At 73.6% G+C, this 17,231-nt stretch carries 13 protein-coding genes; 6 read left to right on the top strand and 7 right to left on the bottom strand.

Going from position 1 to position 17,231, the window contains the following annotated elements:
- On the bottom strand, positions 1 to 2,427 hold a 2,427-nt coding region (nirB, locus tag D1825_RS05915), incomplete at its 3' end, for a nitrite reductase large subunit NirB (RefSeq protein ID WP_118766524.1).
- A 177-nt stretch (positions 2,428 to 2,604) separates the two neighbouring features.
- On the opposite strand from nirB, the gene D1825_RS05910 reads away from it, so the two are divergent.
- The 5 genes from D1825_RS05910 to D1825_RS05890 all read left to right on the top strand — a co-directional run bounded on the left by D1825_RS05910 (position 2,605) and on the right by D1825_RS05890 (position 7,499).
- A complete protein-coding gene (locus D1825_RS05910; RefSeq protein WP_118766523.1) occupies positions 2,605 to 3,141 on the top strand; it encodes a DUF1697 domain-containing protein in 537 nt (178 codons plus the stop codon).
- A gap of 38 nt (positions 3,142 to 3,179) precedes the next feature.
- Positions 3,180 to 4,121 carry an ABC transporter ATP-binding protein gene (locus tag D1825_RS05905; RefSeq protein ID WP_118766522.1) on the top strand — a complete coding sequence of 314 codons (942 nt, stop codon included), beginning with the start codon at positions 3,180 to 3,182 and terminating at the stop codon, positions 4,119 to 4,121.
- Positions 4,118 to 5,323 carry an ABC transporter permease gene (locus tag D1825_RS05900; RefSeq protein ID WP_118766521.1) on the top strand — a complete coding sequence of 402 codons (1,206 nt, stop codon included), beginning with the start codon at positions 4,118 to 4,120 and terminating at the stop codon, positions 5,321 to 5,323. The genes D1825_RS05905 and D1825_RS05900 overlap by 4 nt, the downstream gene beginning before the upstream one ends.
- 27 nt (positions 5,324 to 5,350) lie before the next feature.
- Positions 5,351 to 5,800: an HIT family protein gene (locus D1825_RS05895; RefSeq protein ID WP_118766520.1), complete on the top strand. Its 450-nt coding sequence runs from the start codon at positions 5,351 to 5,353 to the stop codon at positions 5,798 to 5,800.
- A gap of 79 nt (positions 5,801 to 5,879) precedes the next feature.
- The gene (locus D1825_RS05890; protein ID WP_118766519.1) at positions 5,880 to 7,499 is read left to right on the top strand and encodes a molybdopterin-dependent oxidoreductase; all 1,620 of its coding nucleotides are present in this window, start codon (positions 5,880 to 5,882) and stop codon (positions 7,497 to 7,499) included.
- A gap of 31 nt (positions 7,500 to 7,530) precedes the next feature.
- Here the strand turns inward: D1825_RS05890 and D1825_RS05885 are convergent, their stop codons facing one another.
- The 6 genes from D1825_RS05885 to D1825_RS05860 all read right to left on the bottom strand — a co-directional run bounded on the left by D1825_RS05885 (position 7,531) and on the right by D1825_RS05860 (position 16,407).
- Positions 7,531 to 11,745 carry a bifunctional nitrate reductase/sulfite reductase flavoprotein subunit alpha gene (locus D1825_RS05885; RefSeq protein WP_118766518.1) on the bottom strand — a complete coding sequence of 1,405 codons (4,215 nt, stop codon included), beginning with the start codon at positions 11,743 to 11,745 and terminating at the stop codon, positions 7,531 to 7,533.
- 2 nt (positions 11,746 to 11,747) lie between these two features.
- Entirely contained in the window at positions 11,748 to 13,124 is a 1,377-nt protein-coding gene (locus tag D1825_RS05880) for an MFS transporter (protein ID WP_118766517.1), read from the bottom strand.
- Positions 13,125 to 13,275: 151 nt separating this feature from the next.
- Positions 13,276 to 14,328: an ABC transporter ATP-binding protein gene (locus D1825_RS05875; RefSeq protein WP_118766516.1), complete on the bottom strand. Its 1,053-nt coding sequence runs from the start codon at positions 14,326 to 14,328 to the stop codon at positions 13,276 to 13,278.
- The gene (locus tag D1825_RS05870; RefSeq protein ID WP_118766515.1) at positions 14,325 to 15,164 is read right to left on the bottom strand and encodes an ABC transporter permease; all 840 of its coding nucleotides are present in this window, start codon (positions 15,162 to 15,164) and stop codon (positions 14,325 to 14,327) included. The genes D1825_RS05875 and D1825_RS05870 overlap by 4 nt, the downstream gene beginning before the upstream one ends.
- Positions 15,161 to 15,979, bottom strand: a complete 819-nt coding sequence (gene modA, locus D1825_RS05865) for a molybdate ABC transporter substrate-binding protein (RefSeq protein WP_118766514.1) — start codon at positions 15,977 to 15,979, stop codon at positions 15,161 to 15,163. The genes D1825_RS05870 and modA overlap by 4 nt, the downstream gene beginning before the upstream one ends.
- A gap of 26 nt (positions 15,980 to 16,005) precedes the next feature.
- Positions 16,006 to 16,407 (bottom strand): TOBE domain-containing protein, encoded by a 402-nt coding sequence (locus D1825_RS05860; protein ID WP_118766513.1) that lies wholly within the window; start codon positions 16,405 to 16,407, stop codon positions 16,006 to 16,008.
- A gap of 178 nt (positions 16,408 to 16,585) precedes the next feature.
- Here D1825_RS05860 and D1825_RS05855 point away from each other — a divergent pair.
- A partial coding sequence (locus D1825_RS05855) for a DUF222 domain-containing protein (protein ID WP_118766512.1) occupies positions 16,586 to 17,231 on the top strand: 646 nt, incomplete at its 3' end.

Below are 17,231 nucleotides of genomic sequence, written 5' to 3'. Positions count from 1 at the left end.
GAACCGGCGCAGCTTCTCCGGGTCGTCGAGCGTGTCCTTCCACTCGTCGGAGTAGTCCTCGACGTGCTGGGCCATCTGCTCGTCGAGGTCCGCGGCGATGCCGAGCGAGTCCTCGAGCACCACGGCCCGGACGCCGTCGAGCCCGCCCTCGACGTCCTCGATCCACGGCGCCGTGCGCTGCAGCCGGTCGGCGGTGCGGACGTAGTAGAGCAGGAAGCGGTCGATCGTGCGGATGAGCGTCTCGGTGTCGAGGTCCTCGGCCAGCAGCTGGGCGTGCCGCGGGGTGAACCCGCCGTTGCCGCCGACGTAGACGTTCCACCCCTTGTCGGTCGCGATCACGCCGACGTCCTTGCCGCGCGCCTCGGCGCACTCACGCGCGCAGCCCGAGACGCCGAGCTTGATCTTGTGCGGCGAGCGCAGGCCGCGGTAGCGCAGCTCGAGCAGGACCGCGAGCGCCACGGAGTCCTGGACCCCGAACCGGCACCACGTCGACCCGACGCACGACTTCACGGTCCGCAGCGACTTGCCGTACGCGTGCCCGGACTCGAAGCCCGCGTCGACCAGGCGCTGCCAGATGGCCGGGAGCTGGTCGATCCGAGCGCCGAACATGTCGATCCGCTGTCCGCCGGTGATCTTCGTGTACAGCCCGAAGTCCTGGGCGACGGCACCGATCGCGATGAGCCCCTCGGGCGTCACCTCGCCGCCGGGGATGCGCGGCACGACCGAGTACGAGCCGTCCTTCTGCAGGTTGGCCATCACGTGGTCGTTGGTGTCCTGCAGCGCGGCCCGCTCGCCCTCGAGGACGTGCGCCGGGGCCGTCGTCGCGAGGATCGAGGCGACCGCGGGCTTGCAGATGTCGCAGCCGCGCGCGTCGGGCCGGGTGCCGAACCGCGCGACGACCTCGGTGAACGAGCGCACCCCGGCCACGCGGACGGCGTCGTACAGCCCGGCGCGGGACAGCGCGAAGTGCTCGCACAGCGCGGTCGAGACCGTGATGCCTTGCTTGGTCAGCTCGGTCGTGACGAGCTTCTTGACGAGCGGGAGGCAGGACCCGCAGCTCGTTCCGGCCTTGGTGCAGGCCTTGACCGCGGGCAGGTCGGTGCAGCCGTGCTCGGTGACCGCGCCGCGCACGGCGCCGGCGGACACGTTGTTGCACGAGCACACCGCGGCGTCGTCGGGCAGCTCGAGGTCGGGGGCTCCCCCGGTCCCCTCGGGCAGGAGGTAGGCGGCGGGGTCGCCGGGCAGCTCGCGGCCCAGCATCGGCCGCAGGCTCGCGTAGGCGGACGCGTCGCCGACGAGGACGCCGCCGAGCAGCGTGCGCGCGTCGTCGGACATCACGAGCTTCTTGTAGACGCCGGCCACGGGGTCGGCCCAGACGATCTCGAGCGCGCCCGGCGTCTCACCGAACGCGTCGCCGAAGCTCGCCACGTCGACGCCCGAGAGCTTCAGCTTCGTGGCGGTGTCCGCGCCGGGGAACTCCGCGTGGCCACCGAGAAGGCGGTCGACGGCCACCTCGGCCATCGCGTACCCGGGGGCGACGAGGCCGATGCAGGCACCCTGGATGCATGCGACCTCGCCGACCCCGGAGATGTGGGGGTCGGACGTGAGGCAGGTGTCGTCGACGACGACCCCGCCGCGCGCCCCGATCTCGAGCCCGGCGTCGCGGGCCAGCTCGTCGCGCGGCCGGACGCCCGCGGCGATGACGACGACGTCGGCGTCGACCCGGCCGCCGTCGGCGAGGTCGAGCCGGCCCACGCCGCCGCGGCGGTGCGGGCGGATCCGCGTCGTCGCCGCGTTGAGCCGCACGCCGACGCCGAGCGCGTTGATGAGCCGCCGCAGCGCCTCGCCTCCCCCGAGGTCGACCTGCGCCGACATGAGGTGCGTGCCGACCTGCAGCACCGTGGTCTGCGCGCCCAGCGCCTGCAGGGCGCCCGCAGCCTCGAGGCCCAGCAGGCCGCCGCCGAGCACCGCGCCGCGCACGGTCTTGCCCTCGGACATCGCCTCGACGTACCCGCGCAGCGCGGCGACGTCGTCGATCGTGCGGTAGACGAACACGCCGGGCAGGTCGGCGCCCTCGATGGGCGGCACCCAGGCCGACGAACCGGTCGCGAGGACGAGGTGGTCGTAGTGCTCGACCCTCCCGCGCGCGGTCGTCACGGTCCGGGCCGTGCGGTCGACGGCCACGACGCGCTCGTCGCGGGCCAGCGTGACCAGTGGGTCGTGCCACAGCTCGGCATCGCCCAGCGCCAGGTCCTCGGCGTCCCGGCCGGAGAAGTAGCTCGTCAGGGCGACGCGGTCGTAGGGCCGACGAGGCTCCTCGGCGAGGACCGTGACGCGCCAGGCGCCGGCCTCGTCCCTGTCGCGCAGGGCCTCGACGAGGCGCTGCGCCACCATGCCTCCGCCGACGACGACGAGGTGCTGGCTCATGGGGCTCCGTCCGTGCTGCTGCTCGAGGCGTCCGGTCTGCTCTGGGGGTGCAGGTCCGTGCTCCGACGGTAGGAACCGCGTGTTTCGCCGCGGGGCGCGCATCGGTTTCCTCTTCCGAACACTTCCCGCACACCGGCTCCCCGGTGGCTGTGAGAGGTCCGTGGCACGCTGGCGCGCATGGGAGTCGTGATCGCGCTGCTGCGGGCCGTCAACGTCGGCGGCCGCAAGGTGACCGCCGCGGGCATGCGGTCGGTCGCCGAGGGGCTCGGGTACGAGCAGGTGGCCAGTTACGTCAACAGCGGGAACCTCGTGCTCGTGACGTCGGCGACGCCGGCCACCGTCGAGCGGGACCTGTCCGCCGCGCTGTCGGCCGACGTCGGGTTCGACGTGCCGGTCGTCGCGCGGACGCTCGCGCAGTGGGACGCGGTGATCGACGCGCTGCCGTTCCCCGACGAGGCACGCGACGACCCGTCCCACCTGGTCGTCTACGCGTGGGACGGCGCGGTGGGCGGCACGTCGTTCGACCCGGCCCCGTACGGCAACGAGCAGGTCGTGTGGCACGGGCACGAGGCGTACGCGTCCTACCCGGACGGGATCGGCCGCTCGAAGCTGACCCTGCCGGTGCTGAGCAGGGCGTGCGGGCGCGCCGGCACCGCACGCAACTGGAACACGGTCCTCGCGCTCGCGCGGCTGGGCCACGAGCGGGCCGGCTGACGCCTGCCGATGTCGGCGGAGTTTGATTGAATCGGGCGATGGCCTCGCTCGAGATCGACGCTCTCAACAAGACCTACGGATCCGTCCGCGCGCTGCGCGACATGACCTTCGACGTGCGAGCCGGCGAGATCTTCGGATTCGTCGGCTCGAACGGCGCCGGCAAGTCGACCACGATGCGCATCGTGCTGGGCGTGCTCGCCCAGGACAGTGGTGAGGTGCGATGGGACTCCGCGCCGCTGGGCCCGGACACGCGGCGCCGGATCGGCTACATGCCCGAAGAACGCGGCCTGTACCCGCGCATGAAGGTCGGCGAGCAGCTCGTCTACCTCGCGCGGCTGCACGGCATGGACACCGCGGCGGCCCGCGCGTCGATGGAGCGTTGGACCGAGACGCTCGGCATCGAGGAGCGCCGCGGCGACGAGGTGCTCAAGCTCTCGCTCGGCAACCAGCAGCGCGTGCAGCTCGCCGCGGCCCTGGTGCACGAGCCCGACATCCTCGTGCTCGACGAGCCCTTCTCCGGCCTCGACCCCGTGGCGGTCGACGTCATGAGCGGGGTGCTGCGCGAGCAGGCCGCCGCCGGCCGGCCGGTCGTGTTCTCCTCCCACCAGCTCGAGCTCGTCGAGCGGCTCAGCGACCGGGTCGGGATCGTGCGCGCCGGCTCGATGGTGGCGCTGGGCGGGATCGACGAGCTGCGCACCACCGAGCATCGCCGATGGGCGGTCGACGGGCCGCCCGACTCCGCGTGGGCGGCCGGCGTGCCCGAGGTCCGCGTGCTGGAGTCGTCCGGCACGACGACCGTGGTCGAGGCCGCCGGGACCGGCCCCGACGAGGTGGACCAGGCCGTCCTGCGCGCGGCGCTCGCCGCCGGCCCGGTGCGCGAGTTCTCGCTCGTGCGGCCGTCGCTGACCGAGCTGTACCGCGACGTGGTCGCGGCCGACGTTCCGGCCGAACAGGTCGAGACCGAGGAGGGGGCAGCATGAGCGCCGACCGTTCGCTCGGCTCGGGCGCGGCGATCCGGCTCGTCGCGGGCCGCGAGATCCGCACGCGCCTCGCGTCGAAGGCCTTCATCTGGCTCACGCTCGCGTTCGTCGTGATCGTCGTGCTCGGCGGGCTGCTGTTCAAGCTCACGGGCTCGTCGAGCGACCCGCAGCAGGTCGCCGTGACGACCGACGCTGCGGGGGCGGCTGACCAGGTCAAGGCGACCGCGACCGGCGTCGGGGTCGACGTCGTCACGCGTGAGGTCCCCGACCGCGCGGCCGGCGAGAAGCTGCTGTCGTCCGGGGACGCCGACGCGCTCGTCGTCGCGACCTCGCCGACCCTCGAGATCGTGGTCAAGCAGGACCTGAGTGACCAGCTCGGGCCCGTGTTCGGATCGCTCGCGCAACAGCTCGCGCTGAGCGGCGCCGTGACCGACCTGGGCGGCGACCCGGCCGAGGTCGCACAGGCCGTCGCGACGGCCGCGCCCACGGTCACCGCGCTCGAGCCCGAGCCCGAGCGCGACGGCGGTCAGATCGCCGCCGGTGTGATCGTCGGGATCCTGCTGTTCATCGCCCTGATGAACGCGGGCCAGCTCGTCGCGCAGGGCGTGGTCGAGGAGAAGACGAGCCGCGTGGTCGAGCTGCTGCTGGCGACGCTGCGGCCATGGCAGCTCATGGCGGGCAAGGTGCTCGGCATCGGGATCGTCGGGCTGGTGCAGCTCGTGCTGATCGTCGGCGCGGCCGTCGCGTCGTCACTCGGGTTCGGCGTGCTGGACTCGTCGTCGCTGGACGTCGGCGCGATCGCGGTGTGGGCGCTCGTGTGGTTCGTCGTGGGGTTCGCGATGTTCGCGCTCGTGCTGGCCGCGCTCGCCGCGCTGGTCTCGCGCCAGGAGGACATCGGCTCCGTGACAGGCCCCGTCATCGCGCTCATGATCGTCCCGTACATCGTCGGGATCAGCATCGCGCCCTATGACCCGGAGAGCACGATCGTCGTCGTGATGTCCTTCATCCCGTTCGCGGCGCCGTTCATCATGCCGATCCGGCAGGCGCTCGGCGCCGTCGAGGGGTGGGAGGTCGCCGTCTCGCTCGGGCTGTCGATCGCGCTGATCCCCGTGCTGGTGTGGCTCGCGGGACGGGTGTACTCCAACGCGGTGCTCCGCGCCGGCGGGCGGGTCAAGCTCAAGGACGCTCTCGGGGGACGCTGACCGGGCACACGCGGTTAGGTTGGGCGCATGGCGACCCTGTTCACGCGCATCATCGACGGCGAGATCCCCGGGCGGTTCGTCTGGGCCGACGAGGTGGCGGTCGCGTTCGCGACGATCGCACCGATCACCGACGGCCACGTGCTCGTGGTCCCGCGCGCCGAGATCGTGCAGCTCACGGACGCGCCCGACGAGGTCCTCGCGCACCTGATCGCCGTCGCGAAGACCATCGGCCTCGCGCAGCAGGCCGCGTGGGACGCGCCGCGCGCCGCGCTGCTCGTCGCGGGGTTCGAGGTGCCGCACCTGCACCTGCACGTGCTTCCCGCGTGGGACGAGGCGAGCCTGACGTTCGCCAACGCGCGGACCGACCTGCCGGGTGCCGAGCTGGACGCCGCGGCGCAGAGCGTGCGAGCGGCGCTCGTCGCCGCGGGCCACGGCGGGCGCGTTCCGGCGGAGCTCGGGTCTCCGGCGCTCGCCTGACGATCACCCCCTCCCGGGCGCGCGTCGGCGCGCGACGCACAGGCGCCGGGCGGACGATGGACGCCGAGCGGAGGTGCGGATGAGCACGCGGGAGAGCAGGACGCGCGACGGCCTCGCCGCGCTGGCCGGGCTGGCGGCGGGGGCCGTGACCGTCGGGACCGGGAGCCTCGTCGCCCTGTTCACCGGCGCCGCGTCCGACCCGATCAACGCGGTCGGCGCGACGTTCGTCGACGCGACGCCGCTGTGGCTCAAGGAGTTCGCGACCTCGACGTTCGGCACCGACGACAAGCTTGTGCTCGGGATCGGCGAGGTGCTCGTGCTCGCGCTGCTCGCCGCAGTGGCCGGTGTGCTCGCCGCGCGACGCTGGGCGTGGGGCGCGACGCTCGTCGTGCTGCTCGCGGCCGTGAGCGGGATCGCCGCGATGTCGCGGCCGGACACCGGGACGCTCGCCGCGGTGCCGAGCGTGGCCGCGGGGGTCGCCGGGCTCGTGGCGCTGCGACTGCTGATCGATCGCCTCCCCCGGGTGCCCGTGCCGGCGCGGCGGGCGCCGGTCGCCGCCTCGGTCGGCCCGGTGGACGCCGCTCGGCCCATCGGGGCCGGGCAGGACGACGTGTGGATCGCCCCGGCTCCCGGACCCGACCGCCGCTCGTTCCTCCAGGCCACGGCCGCCGCCGCGAGCCTGGGCGTGGTCGCGGCCTTCGTCGGCCGCGCGGTCGGGGCGACCGCACGCGCCGCCCGGAGCGCCCGCGCCTCGCTGCGCCTGCCGGCCCCGGCCGTCACCGCCGCCCCCGTCCCGGCGGGCGAGCAGGTCGACGCGCCCGGCATGGAGCCGTGGGAGACGCCGGCGGACGACTTCTACCGCATCGACACCGCGCTCGTCGTCCCGCAGCTCGACCCGAGCACGTGGGAGCTGCGCGTGCACGGGCTGGTCGAGCAGGAGATCACGCTGACGTGGGACGAGCTGCTCGCGTCCGAGCTGGTCGAGGCGTGGGTGACGCTGTGCTGCGTGTCCAACCCCGTTGGCGGCGACCTGATCGGCAACCAGCGCTGGCTCGGGCTGCCGATCCGTGAGGTCCTCGCGCGCGCCAAGCCGCACGCCGACGCGGACATGGTGCTGTCGAAGAGCTCCGACGGCTTCACGGCGTCGACGCCGATCGAGGCGCTCACCGACGACCGCGACGCGCTGCTCGCGATCGGCATGGACGGCGAGCCGCTGCCGATCGAGCACGGCTTCCCGGTGCGGATGGTCGTTCCCGGCCTGTACGGCTACGTGTCGGCGACCAAGTGGGTCGTCGACCTCGAGGTCACGAGGTTCGCCGACAAGACGTCGTACTGGACCGACCGCGGCTGGTCGCCGCACGGGCCGATCAAGACCCAGTCGCGGATCAGCGTGCCGCGGTACGACGACCCGCTGAAGGCCGGCGAGATCGTCGTCGCCGGGACCTCGTGGGCCCAGCACCGTGGCGTCACGCGCGTGCAGGTCCGGGTCGACAGCGGGCCGTGGGTCGACGTGGACCTGGCCGACGACGGCGGCATCGACTCGTGGCGCCAGTGGAGCTACCGCTGGCAGGCCGACCCGGGCCGGCACACCCTGCTCGTGCGCGCCTACGACCCCGAGGGCGTCCAGTCGGGCAAGCGCGTCGACGTCGTCCCCAACGGCGCCGAGGGCTACGACCAGGTCCAGGTCACCGTCACCTGACCCACTCCCCGAGCCCGGACCCTCGCGGGGGTCAGTAGACGTCGCGGACGTAGCGGCGGGTCGTGGTGAGGTGCTTGACGTAGGCGTCCGTGGACTCCGGGGGCAGGTGGCCGTGGGTGGCGACGATCTCGCGCAGTGCGGCGTCGACGTCCTTGGCCATCCGGGAGGCGTCGCCGCAGACGAAGAACGACGCGCCCGCCTCGAGCCACTCCCACAGCCGCGCGCCGTGCTCGCGCATCCGGTCCTGGACGTAGACCTTGGCGCGCTGGTCACGCGAGAAGGCGGTCGAGAGGCGGTCGAGCGTGCCGTCCTTGAGCAGCTGGGACAGCTCGTCGCGGTAGTAGAAGTCCGTCGCCTGGTGCTGCTCGCCGAAGAACAGCCAGTTGCGGCCCGTGTGCCGGGCGGCGGCGCGGTCGGCGAGGAAGCCGACGAACGGCGCGACGCCCGTGCCCGGGCCGACCATGATCGCGGGCACGTCGGGGGCGGGCGGCAGGAAGTGCGACGTGGGCTGCACGTGCACCGGGACGAGCGTGCCGATCGGGGCGTCGGCGAGGAACGTCGAGCAGACCCCGCCGCGGTCGGTCCCCGTCGGTGAGGCGTACCGCACGACGGACATCGTCAGCGACACCGCGTCGGGTGAGACCCGCGCGCTCGACGAGATCGAGTACTGCCGCGGCGCGAGGCGGCGCAGCACCCCGACCAGGTCGGCGGCGTGCACGTCGGGCGCGAGCTCGGCGACCACGTCGACCGCTTGCCGGCACCACGTCCAGCGCGCGAGTTCGTGGCCGTTCCCGGGCCGCAGGAGCTGGCGCAGCTCGGTGCTGCCGGAGCGCTCGGCGACGAAGGTGAGCAGGTCGGTCGACAATCGGCTGATGTCGAGGTCGGCGGTGAGCGCCTCGCGCAGCGGGCGAGCGCGGCCGTCGAGCGTGACCTCCAGGGTCGGGTCCCAGCCGGTCACGGCGAGCCACTCGTCGACCAGCGCGGCCGCGTTCGTCGGGCGGACCGCGATCGCGTCGCCCGCGCGGTAGGTGACCTCGCGCGGGCTGTCGGCGACGTCGAGGACGATCTCGCGGACCTCCTTGGCGGAGCCCGGCAGCGACAGCAGGCGGTTGCCGACGAGTCGCGCCTCGCCGGGGTGCTGGCGGGTCGCGAGGGCGGGTTCCGGGGACGCGTCCGACGAGGGCACCGCCGGCTCCTGCACCGTGACGGCGGACGGGTCCGACGACGAGGCCGCCGGTTCCTGTGCGGTCAGCGCAGCCGCCACCGCGTCGATCCACGCGTGCGCGCGGTCGTCCTCGCCCGGCTCGCAGTCGGTGCGCGGCACGAGGCGGACCGCCCCGAGCTCCTCGAGCCGGTGGTCGAGCCTGCGCCCGTGCCCGCAGAACCGGTCGTAGCTCGAGTCCCCCAGCGCGAGCACCGCGAACCGCGAGCCGTCGAGCCGCCGCGCGTCCTGCGCGGCGACCGACTCCCAGAACGCGGTGCCGTTGTCAGGCGCGTCGCCGTCGCCGAACGTGCTGGTCACGACCACGAGGTCGGCGCCGACAGGAAGGTCGGCGGGCAGGCACTCGTCCATCGCGGCCGTGCGTGACGCGAGACCCGCGCCGACCAGGCGCTGCGCGGCGGCGAGCGCCAGGTCCTCGGCCGAGCCGGTCTGCGACGCCCACAGCACGACGACCTGCCGGGTCGCCGGCGCAGCCTCGTCGGCCGAGGTCCGCGGGCCGTGCCGCTCGGGCGTGCGCGAGAACAACCCGGCGAGCAGGCCGTCGACCCACAGCGCCTGGTCGGGGTCGAGCGGCGCGGTCGACGGCAGCACGGGCGTGCCTGGCTCTCCCCCGCCGAGGCCGGCGAGGAAGCCCGCGAGGTAGCGGCGCTCGTCGTCGCCGAGCTTCGGCGGCTCGGGCACGTCGAGGCCCAGCGCGGCACCGAGGGCGCGGATCGCGAGCGCGCCCGGTGTCAGCCCGCCGCGGGGTGCGGCTGGCTCCTGCGCCGACAGCGCGTCGGGCAGGTCAGCGGTGCCAGCGGCGGGCACAGGGGCGGCGGGCGGCGCCGCGACCGGCGTGAGGGCCACCGCGCACACCTTGAGCTCGGGCTGGAACGAGATCGGGTCGACCGCGTCGTTCGTCACCGCGTTGACGGCGAGGTATTCCCCGAACACGTCGTTCCAGTGGAACGGCGCGAACAGCGCACCGGGCAGGACGCGGTCCGTGACCCGTGCCGGCAGGACGGCGCGACCGCGGCGCGAGGCGATCTCGACCGACGCGCCGTCGACGAGCCCCAGCCCGGCGGCGTCCGACGGGTGGATCTCGATGAACGGCCCCGGCGCGAGCTTGGTGAGCTTGGCGACCTTCCCCGTCTTGGTCATCGTGTGCCACTGGTGCTGGACACGGCCGGTGTTGAGCACGAAGGGGTAGTCGTCGTCGGGCAGCTCGGCCGCGGGCAGGTGCGGGCGCGCGTGGAACCGGGCGCGGCCCGACGGCGTCGGGAAGTGCAGCCGCGGGCGCGTGCCGTCGGGGTGCTCGAGCACCGGCTGCGACACGCCGTCGTTGAGGTAGCGGATCGGGTTGCGGCGCGGCGCGTCCGGGGCGGCGGGCCACTGCACGGACCCGCCGCGCAGGCGGTCGTACGTCACGCCGCGCAGGTCGTAGCCCGTGCGCGGGTTCGCGAACGCGCGCAGCTCCTCGAAGACCTCCGCCGACGTCGCGAAGTCGAAGCCGTCGTAGCCCATAGCGGTCGCGACGCGGGCGATGAGCTGCCAGTCGGGCAGCGCGTCGCCGGGCGGACGCAGGGCCGCGCGGGCGAGCGTGAGGTTGCGCTCGGAGTTGATCATCACGCCGTCGGACTCCGACCACAGCGCACCCGGCAGGACGACGTCGGCGTAGGCGTTGGTCTCGGTGTCGGCGAAGGCGTCCTGCGTCACGACGAGCTCGGCGCGCTCGAGGCCCTCGATGACGGTGCGCCGGTTGCCGACCGACGCGACCGGGTTGGTGCACACCACCCAGCATGCCTTGATCTCGCCCGCGGCCATGCGCTCGAACATGTCGACCGTCCCGCGGCCGGTGAAGTCGGGTCGCAGCGTCCCGGGAGCCAGGTCCCACACACCCTCGACGAACGCCCGGTCGTCGGCGTCCAGGACCGAGCGCTGACCGGGCAGGCCCGGGCCCATGTAGCCCATCTCGCGGCCGCCCATCGCGTTGGGCTGGCCTGTCAGGGAGAACGGGCCGGATCCCGTGCGGCAGATCGCACCGGTCGCGAGGTGGAGGTTGACCAGCACGTTCGTGTTCCACGTGCCGTGCGCGGACTGGTTGAGGCCCATGGTCCAGCAGGAGACCCAGTTGGTCGCTCCGGCGAGCATCGCCGCGGCCGCGCGCAGGTCCGCCTCCGGCACGCCGGTGATACGCGCGACCTCGTCGGTCGGGTAGTCCTCGAGCATCGCCTCGAGCGCGTCCCACCCCTCGGTGTGCTCGGCGACGAAGGCCTCGTCGAGCCCGCCGGCCTCGACGACGAGCCCCAGCAGGCCGTTCATGAGCGCGATGTCGGTGCCGGGCGCGACCTGCAGGAACAGGTCGGCCTTGTCGGCGGTCGCGGTCCGACGCGGGTCGACGACGATGAGCTTCGCGCCGGCCTTGACCCGGTCGAGCAGCCGCAGGAACAGGATCGGGTGGCAGTCGGCCATGTTGGCGCCGATCACGAAGAACACGTCGGCGTGGTCGAGGTCGTCGTACGACCCGGGCGGGCCGTCCGCGCCCAGCGAGAGCTTGTAGCCCGTGCCCGCGCTGGCCATGCACAGCCGCGAGTTCGACTCGATCCACTGCGTGCGCACGTAGCCCTTGGCGAGCTTGTTGGCGAGGTACTGGGCCTCGAGGCTCATCTGCCCGGAGACGTAGAGCGCGAACGCGTCGGGCCCGTGCGTGTCCACGACCTCGCGCAGCCGCCGGGCGACGAGCTCGATCGTGGCGTCGAGGTCCGCCCGGACCGGCTCGGCGCCGCGCTCGGGACGCACGAGAGCGTGGCTCGCCCGGCCGCCGGCCGCCAGCATGTCCGCGCTCGTCGCGCCCTTGGTGCACAGCCGGCCGGCGTTGGCCGGGTGTGACTTGTCCCCTCGCGCGCCCCGCGCGACGCGGCGGCCCTCGTCGTCGGACTCGACGTCGAGGACGATGCCGCAGCCCACCCCGCAGTAGGAGCACACCGTCGCGACCTGCTCGAGCGACGTGGTGCTCCCCTGCGGGGCCGGCGTGGTGGTGGTCAAGCTCAGATCACCGTCGCACCGAAGGAGGAGCCGCGGCGCTGGTAGACGGCCCACACGACCGTGGCCATGACGACGTACGCGCCGACGATGACCCACAGTGCGGCCTGGATGTTGCCCGTGTGGTTCGTCGAGTAGGCGAAGCCGCGCGGGATGAGGAAGCCGCCGAACGCTCCGATCGCCCCCGCGATGCCGAGGCACCCGGCCGCGGCCTTGGCCCGACGGGCGCGGTCCGCGTCGTCGGACACGCCGTGCCGGAAGACGGCCGGGATCATCCGGTAGACCGAGCCGTTGCCCGCGCCGGTGGCGGTGAACAGGACGAGGAACGAGGCGAGGAACGCGCCGAACGCGTGCTCGCGGAGGGCGAAGATCGCGCTGACCGTGCCCGCGGCCATGATCGCGAAGGCCGCGATCGTCACGCGTGAGCCGCCGAACCGGTCGGCGAGCCAGCCGCCGGCGGGGCGGGCGACCGACCCGACCAGGGCGCCAAGGAAGGCGATCGACACCGTGACCTCGGGGAACTGCGCCTTGAGCAGCGTGGGGAACGCGCCCGAGAAGCCGATGAACGAGCCGAAGGTGCCGATGTAGACGAACGAGATGATCCACGTGTGCCGCGAGCGGGCCGCCACGCCGTAGGAGCGCGGGTCGGACTTGGCGTGGGACAGGTTGTCCATGAACCGCCAGGCCAGGAAGGCGGCGACGAGGATCAGCGGGACGAACATCCAGCCGGCACGCTCGAGCTGCACGCCCGCGGCGCCGACGATGATGAGCGGCACGGCGAACTGCACGGCCGCGGTGCCGATGTTGCCGCCCGCGGCGTTCAGGCCCAGCGCGCGGCCCTTCTCGCGCTCGGGGTAGAAGAACGAGATGTTCGCCATCGAGGAGGCGAAGTTGCCGCCGCCGAAGCCCGCGAGCGCGGCGACCAGCAGCAGCACGCCGAACGACGTGTCGCTGCTCTGGACCGCGAGCGCGAGAGAGACGGTCGGGATCAGCAGGAGCAGCGCGGAGACGATGGTCCAGTTGCGACCGCCGAAGATCGGCACCGCGAACGTGTACGGGATGCGCAGGGTCGCGCCGACGAGGCTCGGGACGGCGATGAGCCAGAACATCTGGTCGACTGTCAGGTCGAAGCCCGCCGCGGGAAGCTGCGGGACGACGATGCTCCACAGCGCCCACACGGCGAACCCGAGGAACTCGGCGAACACGGACAGGCCGAGGTTGCGCCGGGCGACGCCGCGCCCCTCGGCGGCCCACTGGCCGGCGTCCTCGGGATCCCAGCCGTCGATCCACCTGCCGGGGCGGCGGGTGAGCGGCGCGGCAGCCGCTGTGGCCGCGACGGCCGCATCGGTCGAGGGTGCCTTGTCCACGAGCGGTGTCGCCATGAGTGCCTCCGGGGTGGATGGTGCTGACTGGTGCTGACTCCGACGCGACGAACGCTAGGAACCCGATGTTTCGGCCCCGTGCGCGGGGCTGTTGCGCGTTGCGAACCTTTCGCGCACCGGCCCCCGGACGGGGCTGTGAGGTTTTGCCCTCTCAGGCGGGCGGCGCAGGGCGCACGCGGACGTCGCCGGGGTCGACCGCGAGGCGCAGCGGGCTGCCGACGCGCAGGTCGAGCGCCGCGGCCGCGGCCGGGGCGAGGTCGACGACGACGTCTGCGGTCGTGCGGACGCGGACGCCCGTGGCGCCGTTCTCCACGTCGACGACGCGGGTCTCCCAACCCGCCGCGCCGACCCGGACGGCCGCGGGTGCGAACGTGACCTGGGCACGGCTGCCGGGCGGTGGGGCGTCGGGGCCGCACGGGACGACGACACCGCCGGGGCCGACGAGGGCACCGTCGGACATCGTGCCGACGACGAGGTTCACGCCCGCGAGCGCCGCGGTGAACGGGTGCGCGGGGTCGGTGAGGACCGCAAGGACGTCGCCCTCCTCGACGACGCGACCGTCGTGCAGGACGACCACGTGGTCGGCGAGCGTGAGGGCGTCGACCAGGTCGTGCGTGACGAGCACCGCCGCGGTGCCGGTGCGGCGGACCTGCTCGCGCACGAGATCGCGCAGCTCGGCCGCGGTGCGGACGTCGAGCTGGGCGAAGGGCTCGTCGAGCAGCACGACCGCCGGTCGGGGCGCGAGCGCGCGAGCGAGGGCCACGCGCTGACGCTGGCCTCCCGACAGCGCGTCGGGGCGCCGGTCGGCGAGGTCGGCGAGGCCCACGGCCTCGAGCCAGGTCGCGGCCGCTCGTCGGGCGTCGCGGGCCGAGGTACCGCTGCTGCGGGGGCCGAACGCGACGTTCTCGAGCGCGGACAGGTGCGGGAAGACGAGCGGGTCCTGGCCGAGCAGGCCGACCGAGCGGTGCTCGGGGCGGACCCTGCGGCCCGTCGCAGCGTCGGTCAGGACGCGGTCGCCGATCGCCACGCGGCCCTCGTCGGGCATCAGGAGACCCGCGATCGCGTCGAGGAGGGTGGACTTGCCGGCGCCGTTGGGGCCGACGACCGCCACGATCCGACCCGGGCGGGCCTCGATCTCGGCGTCCAGGACGAAGGCACCGCGCCGGACGACGACGCGCGCGTGGAGCGTGCTCTCCGCGGTCATTCCGCCCTCCCCGGGCGCCAGGCGCGGGCCGCGAGGAGCACGGCGACGGCGGCCGCGACGAGCAGCAGCGAGAGCGCGACGGCGGTCCCCTGCGTGACGCCGGAGCCGTTGAACGCCGAGTAGATCGCGAGCGGCATCGTCTGCGTGACGCCCGGGGTGTTGCCCGCGAACAGGGCCGTGGCGCCGAACTCGCCGAGCGCCCGGGCGAAGCACAGGACCGTGCCGCTGATCAGGCCGGGCGCGACCAGGGGCAGGGTGATGCGGCGCAGGACCGTCCAGCGGCCCGCGCCGAGCGTCGCGGCGACGACCTCGTACCGGGTGCCGGCCGTGCGCAGCGCGCCCTCCACGCCGAGGACCAGGAACGGCATCGCGACGAACGCCTGCGCGATCACCACGGCCGCTGTCGTGAAGGGCAGGCGGATGCCGAACCACGCGTCGAGCGACTCACCGAGGAGGCCTCGTCGGCCCAGCAGGTAGAGCAGCGCGATGCCGCCGACCGTGGGCGGCAGGACCAGCGGGAGCGTGACGAGGGCCCGCAGCAGGTCGGCCGCCCAGCCGCTCGCGCGCGCGAGCAGCACCGCGAGCGGCACGCCGAGGACGAGGCAGATGACCGTCGCGGTGACGGACGTCGTGAGCGACAGGGTCAGCGCGCGGACGGCCGCGGGTGACGTGACGTCCGACGGGAGGGAGGACCAGTCGGCGCGGACGACGAGCGCGACGACGGGCAGCACGAGCAGACCGACCGCGAGGGCCGCGGGGACCCAGAGCAGGCGGGGGGCGCTCGTCGTGCCCGTCGTCGTGCCTGTGCTCGCGCCTGTCCTCGCGCTTGGTCTCACGGCGCGGTGAACCCCTTGGTGGCGAGCACCTTCTGGCCCTCGTCGGACAGCACCAGGTCGACGAACGCCTGGGCCGTCGCCGCCTCGTGACCCGCGTCGCGTGAGTCGTCGGACAGGACAGCGATCGGGTACCGGTTGACGACGCCGGCCGCCTCGGCGAAGTCGACGCCCTCGACGTCGTCGCCCGCCTTGAGAACGTCCGTGCGGTAGACGAGGCCCGCGTCGGCCTCGCCCGAGACGACCTTGGTGAGCACGGCCCTGACGTTCTGCTCCTCGCTGGCGGGCTTCAGCTCGACCTTCGCCGCGTCCAGGACCTGCTGGGACGCCGAGCCGCAGGGGACCTCGGCGGCGCACAGGACGACGATGCCGCCGTCGGCCGAGAGCGTGGCGAGGTCCGCGAGGCTGGTCACCTTCTTCGGGTTGCCGGGTGCGACGACGATCTGGAGCGTGTTCGTCGTGAAGACCTCAGGGGTCGCGGCCGTCAGGCCGGCGTCGACGACGGGCTTCATGTTCTTCTCGTCGGCCGAGGCGAAGACGTCCGCACTACCGCCCTCGACCAGCTGGGTCGCGAGCGTGGACGAGCCGTCGTAGGTGACCGGGTTGACGGTGACGTCGGGGTGAGCCGCGGCGAAGGTGGCCGTGAGCTCGTCGAACGCGGGCTGGAGGCTCGCGGCGGCGAAGATCGTGAGCTGACCGGTGAGGTCGCCCCATGCACTGGTGCTCGGGCTCCCGGTGCCCGCCTCGTTCGAGGAGCTGCATCCCGCGAGGGCGAGGAGGGCGGCCAGGGCGAGCGTCGCGGGCGTCGTGCGCTTCATCGGGCTCCTGTGTGTCGTCGTGCTCGTCATCGGGCTTCGCCCGGGGTCTCGACGACGACCGTCGTCGCCTTCACGACCGCGACCGCGCGCGAACCGACCTCGAGGCCGAGGTCGCGCACCGCCTCGCTCGACATCAGGGAGACGATGCGGAACGGGCCGCACTGCAGCTCGACCTGGGCCATGACGGTGTCGGCGGTGATGGCGGTGACGAGGCCGACGAAGCGGTTCCGGGCCGAGGTGCGGCCGGCGTCGGGGTCCTCCGGGGTGCGGGCGCGGTCGACGGCGAGGGCGGCGAGCTCGGCACCGTCGATGACCGTGCGGCCACCGCTCGTGCCGGCCGCCAGCGAGCCGGCGTCGATCCAGCGACGGACGGAGTCGTCGCTGACGCCGAGGAGCACGGCTGCTTCATTGATCCGGAACTGAGTCACGACAGGAAGAGTAGCGCCGCACGTGCGGGCTCTGGATGCCCAATTCGTCGCATCTGCGTTTCCCCAGGCGGCCCCCTCGTGCCCGTCGGGAGTTGTCCACAACCCGTCCGCTGCGTGTCAGACCCTCGTCGTACAGTTGTTCGAGTCGGGCATTTCGAACCACCATGGAGGCGGCGGCGTGGGCATCGAGCGGAGCGAGCTGATCGCGACCATCCGCGCGTGTGTCGACCAGCTGGCCGACCTCCCGGTCGACGACCTGGCCGGGCGTGACGCGGCAGAGCAGCTGCTCGAGCTCGACTGCCTGGCCGGGCGGATCACCGGGCTCACGGCACAGGTGGTGCGCGTGGTCGAGCTCGACGGTTGGTGGGGCCTCGGCGGTGCGAGGTCCCTGTCGTCCTGGCTCGCCGTATCTGGCCACATGACCCATGTCCGCGCACGATCACTCGTCCGGCTCGGCCGGTCCTTCGCCGCCGAGCTCGCCGCGACCGGGCAGGCGGTCGTCCAGGGCGACCTGCCGCTCGACCACGCGCAGGCGCTCGCGCGGCACGCGACGACGTCGCAGGCGCGTCGCGATGCGCTCGAGGACGCAGAGTCGGACTGCGGCGAGGACTTCCTCATCGGGCACGGTCAGTCGCTCGGGGCGGATGCGTTCTCGAGCCTGGTCAAGCGCTGGGCCGTCGCCGCAGACCCTGACTCCGACGAGCGCGGCTACGTCGCCGCGTCCGAGCGCGAGTTCGTCACGCTCGCGGAGACCACCGGCGGCATGTTCGTGCGCGGCTTCCTCACCATGGAGCACGGTGCGTGCCTGCGCAGCGCCCTCGAGG

The sequence above is a fragment of the Cellulomonas rhizosphaerae genome, assembly GCF_003470205.1.
GTDB classification, from domain to species: Bacteria; Actinomycetota; Actinomycetes; order Actinomycetales; family Cellulomonadaceae; genus Cellulomonas; species Cellulomonas rhizosphaerae.
The sequence above is the reverse complement of the archived record's forward strand: the minus strand, read 5'-3'. Positions and strand labels throughout refer to the sequence as shown.

Bases quoted from the DNA above. Each gene is read 5' to 3' on its own strand.
- D1825_RS05900 (WP_118766521.1), top strand. From the start codon at position 4,118: ATGAGCGCCGACCGTTCGCTCGGCTCGGGCGCGGCGATCCGGCTCGTC.
- D1825_RS05895 (WP_118766520.1), top strand. From the start codon at position 5,351: ATGGCGACCCTGTTCACGCGCATCATCGACGGCGAGATCCCCGGGCGG.
- D1825_RS05905 (WP_118766522.1), top strand. From the start codon at position 3,180: ATGGCCTCGCTCGAGATCGACGCTCTCAACAAGACCTACGGATCCGTC.
- D1825_RS05910 (WP_118766523.1), top strand. From the start codon at position 2,605: ATGGGAGTCGTGATCGCGCTGCTGCGGGCCGTCAACGTCGGCGGCCGC.
- modA (WP_118766514.1), bottom strand. From the start codon at position 15,979: ATGAAGCGCACGACGCCCGCGACGCTCGCCCTGGCCGCCCTCCTCGCC.
- D1825_RS05875 (WP_118766516.1), bottom strand. From the start codon at position 14,328: ATGACCGCGGAGAGCACGCTCCACGCGCGCGTCGTCGTCCGGCGCGGT.
- D1825_RS05890 (WP_118766519.1), top strand. From the start codon at position 5,880: ATGAGCACGCGGGAGAGCAGGACGCGCGACGGCCTCGCCGCGCTGGCC.
- D1825_RS05880 (WP_118766517.1), bottom strand. From the start codon at position 13,124: ATGGCGACACCGCTCGTGGACAAGGCACCCTCGACCGATGCGGCCGTC.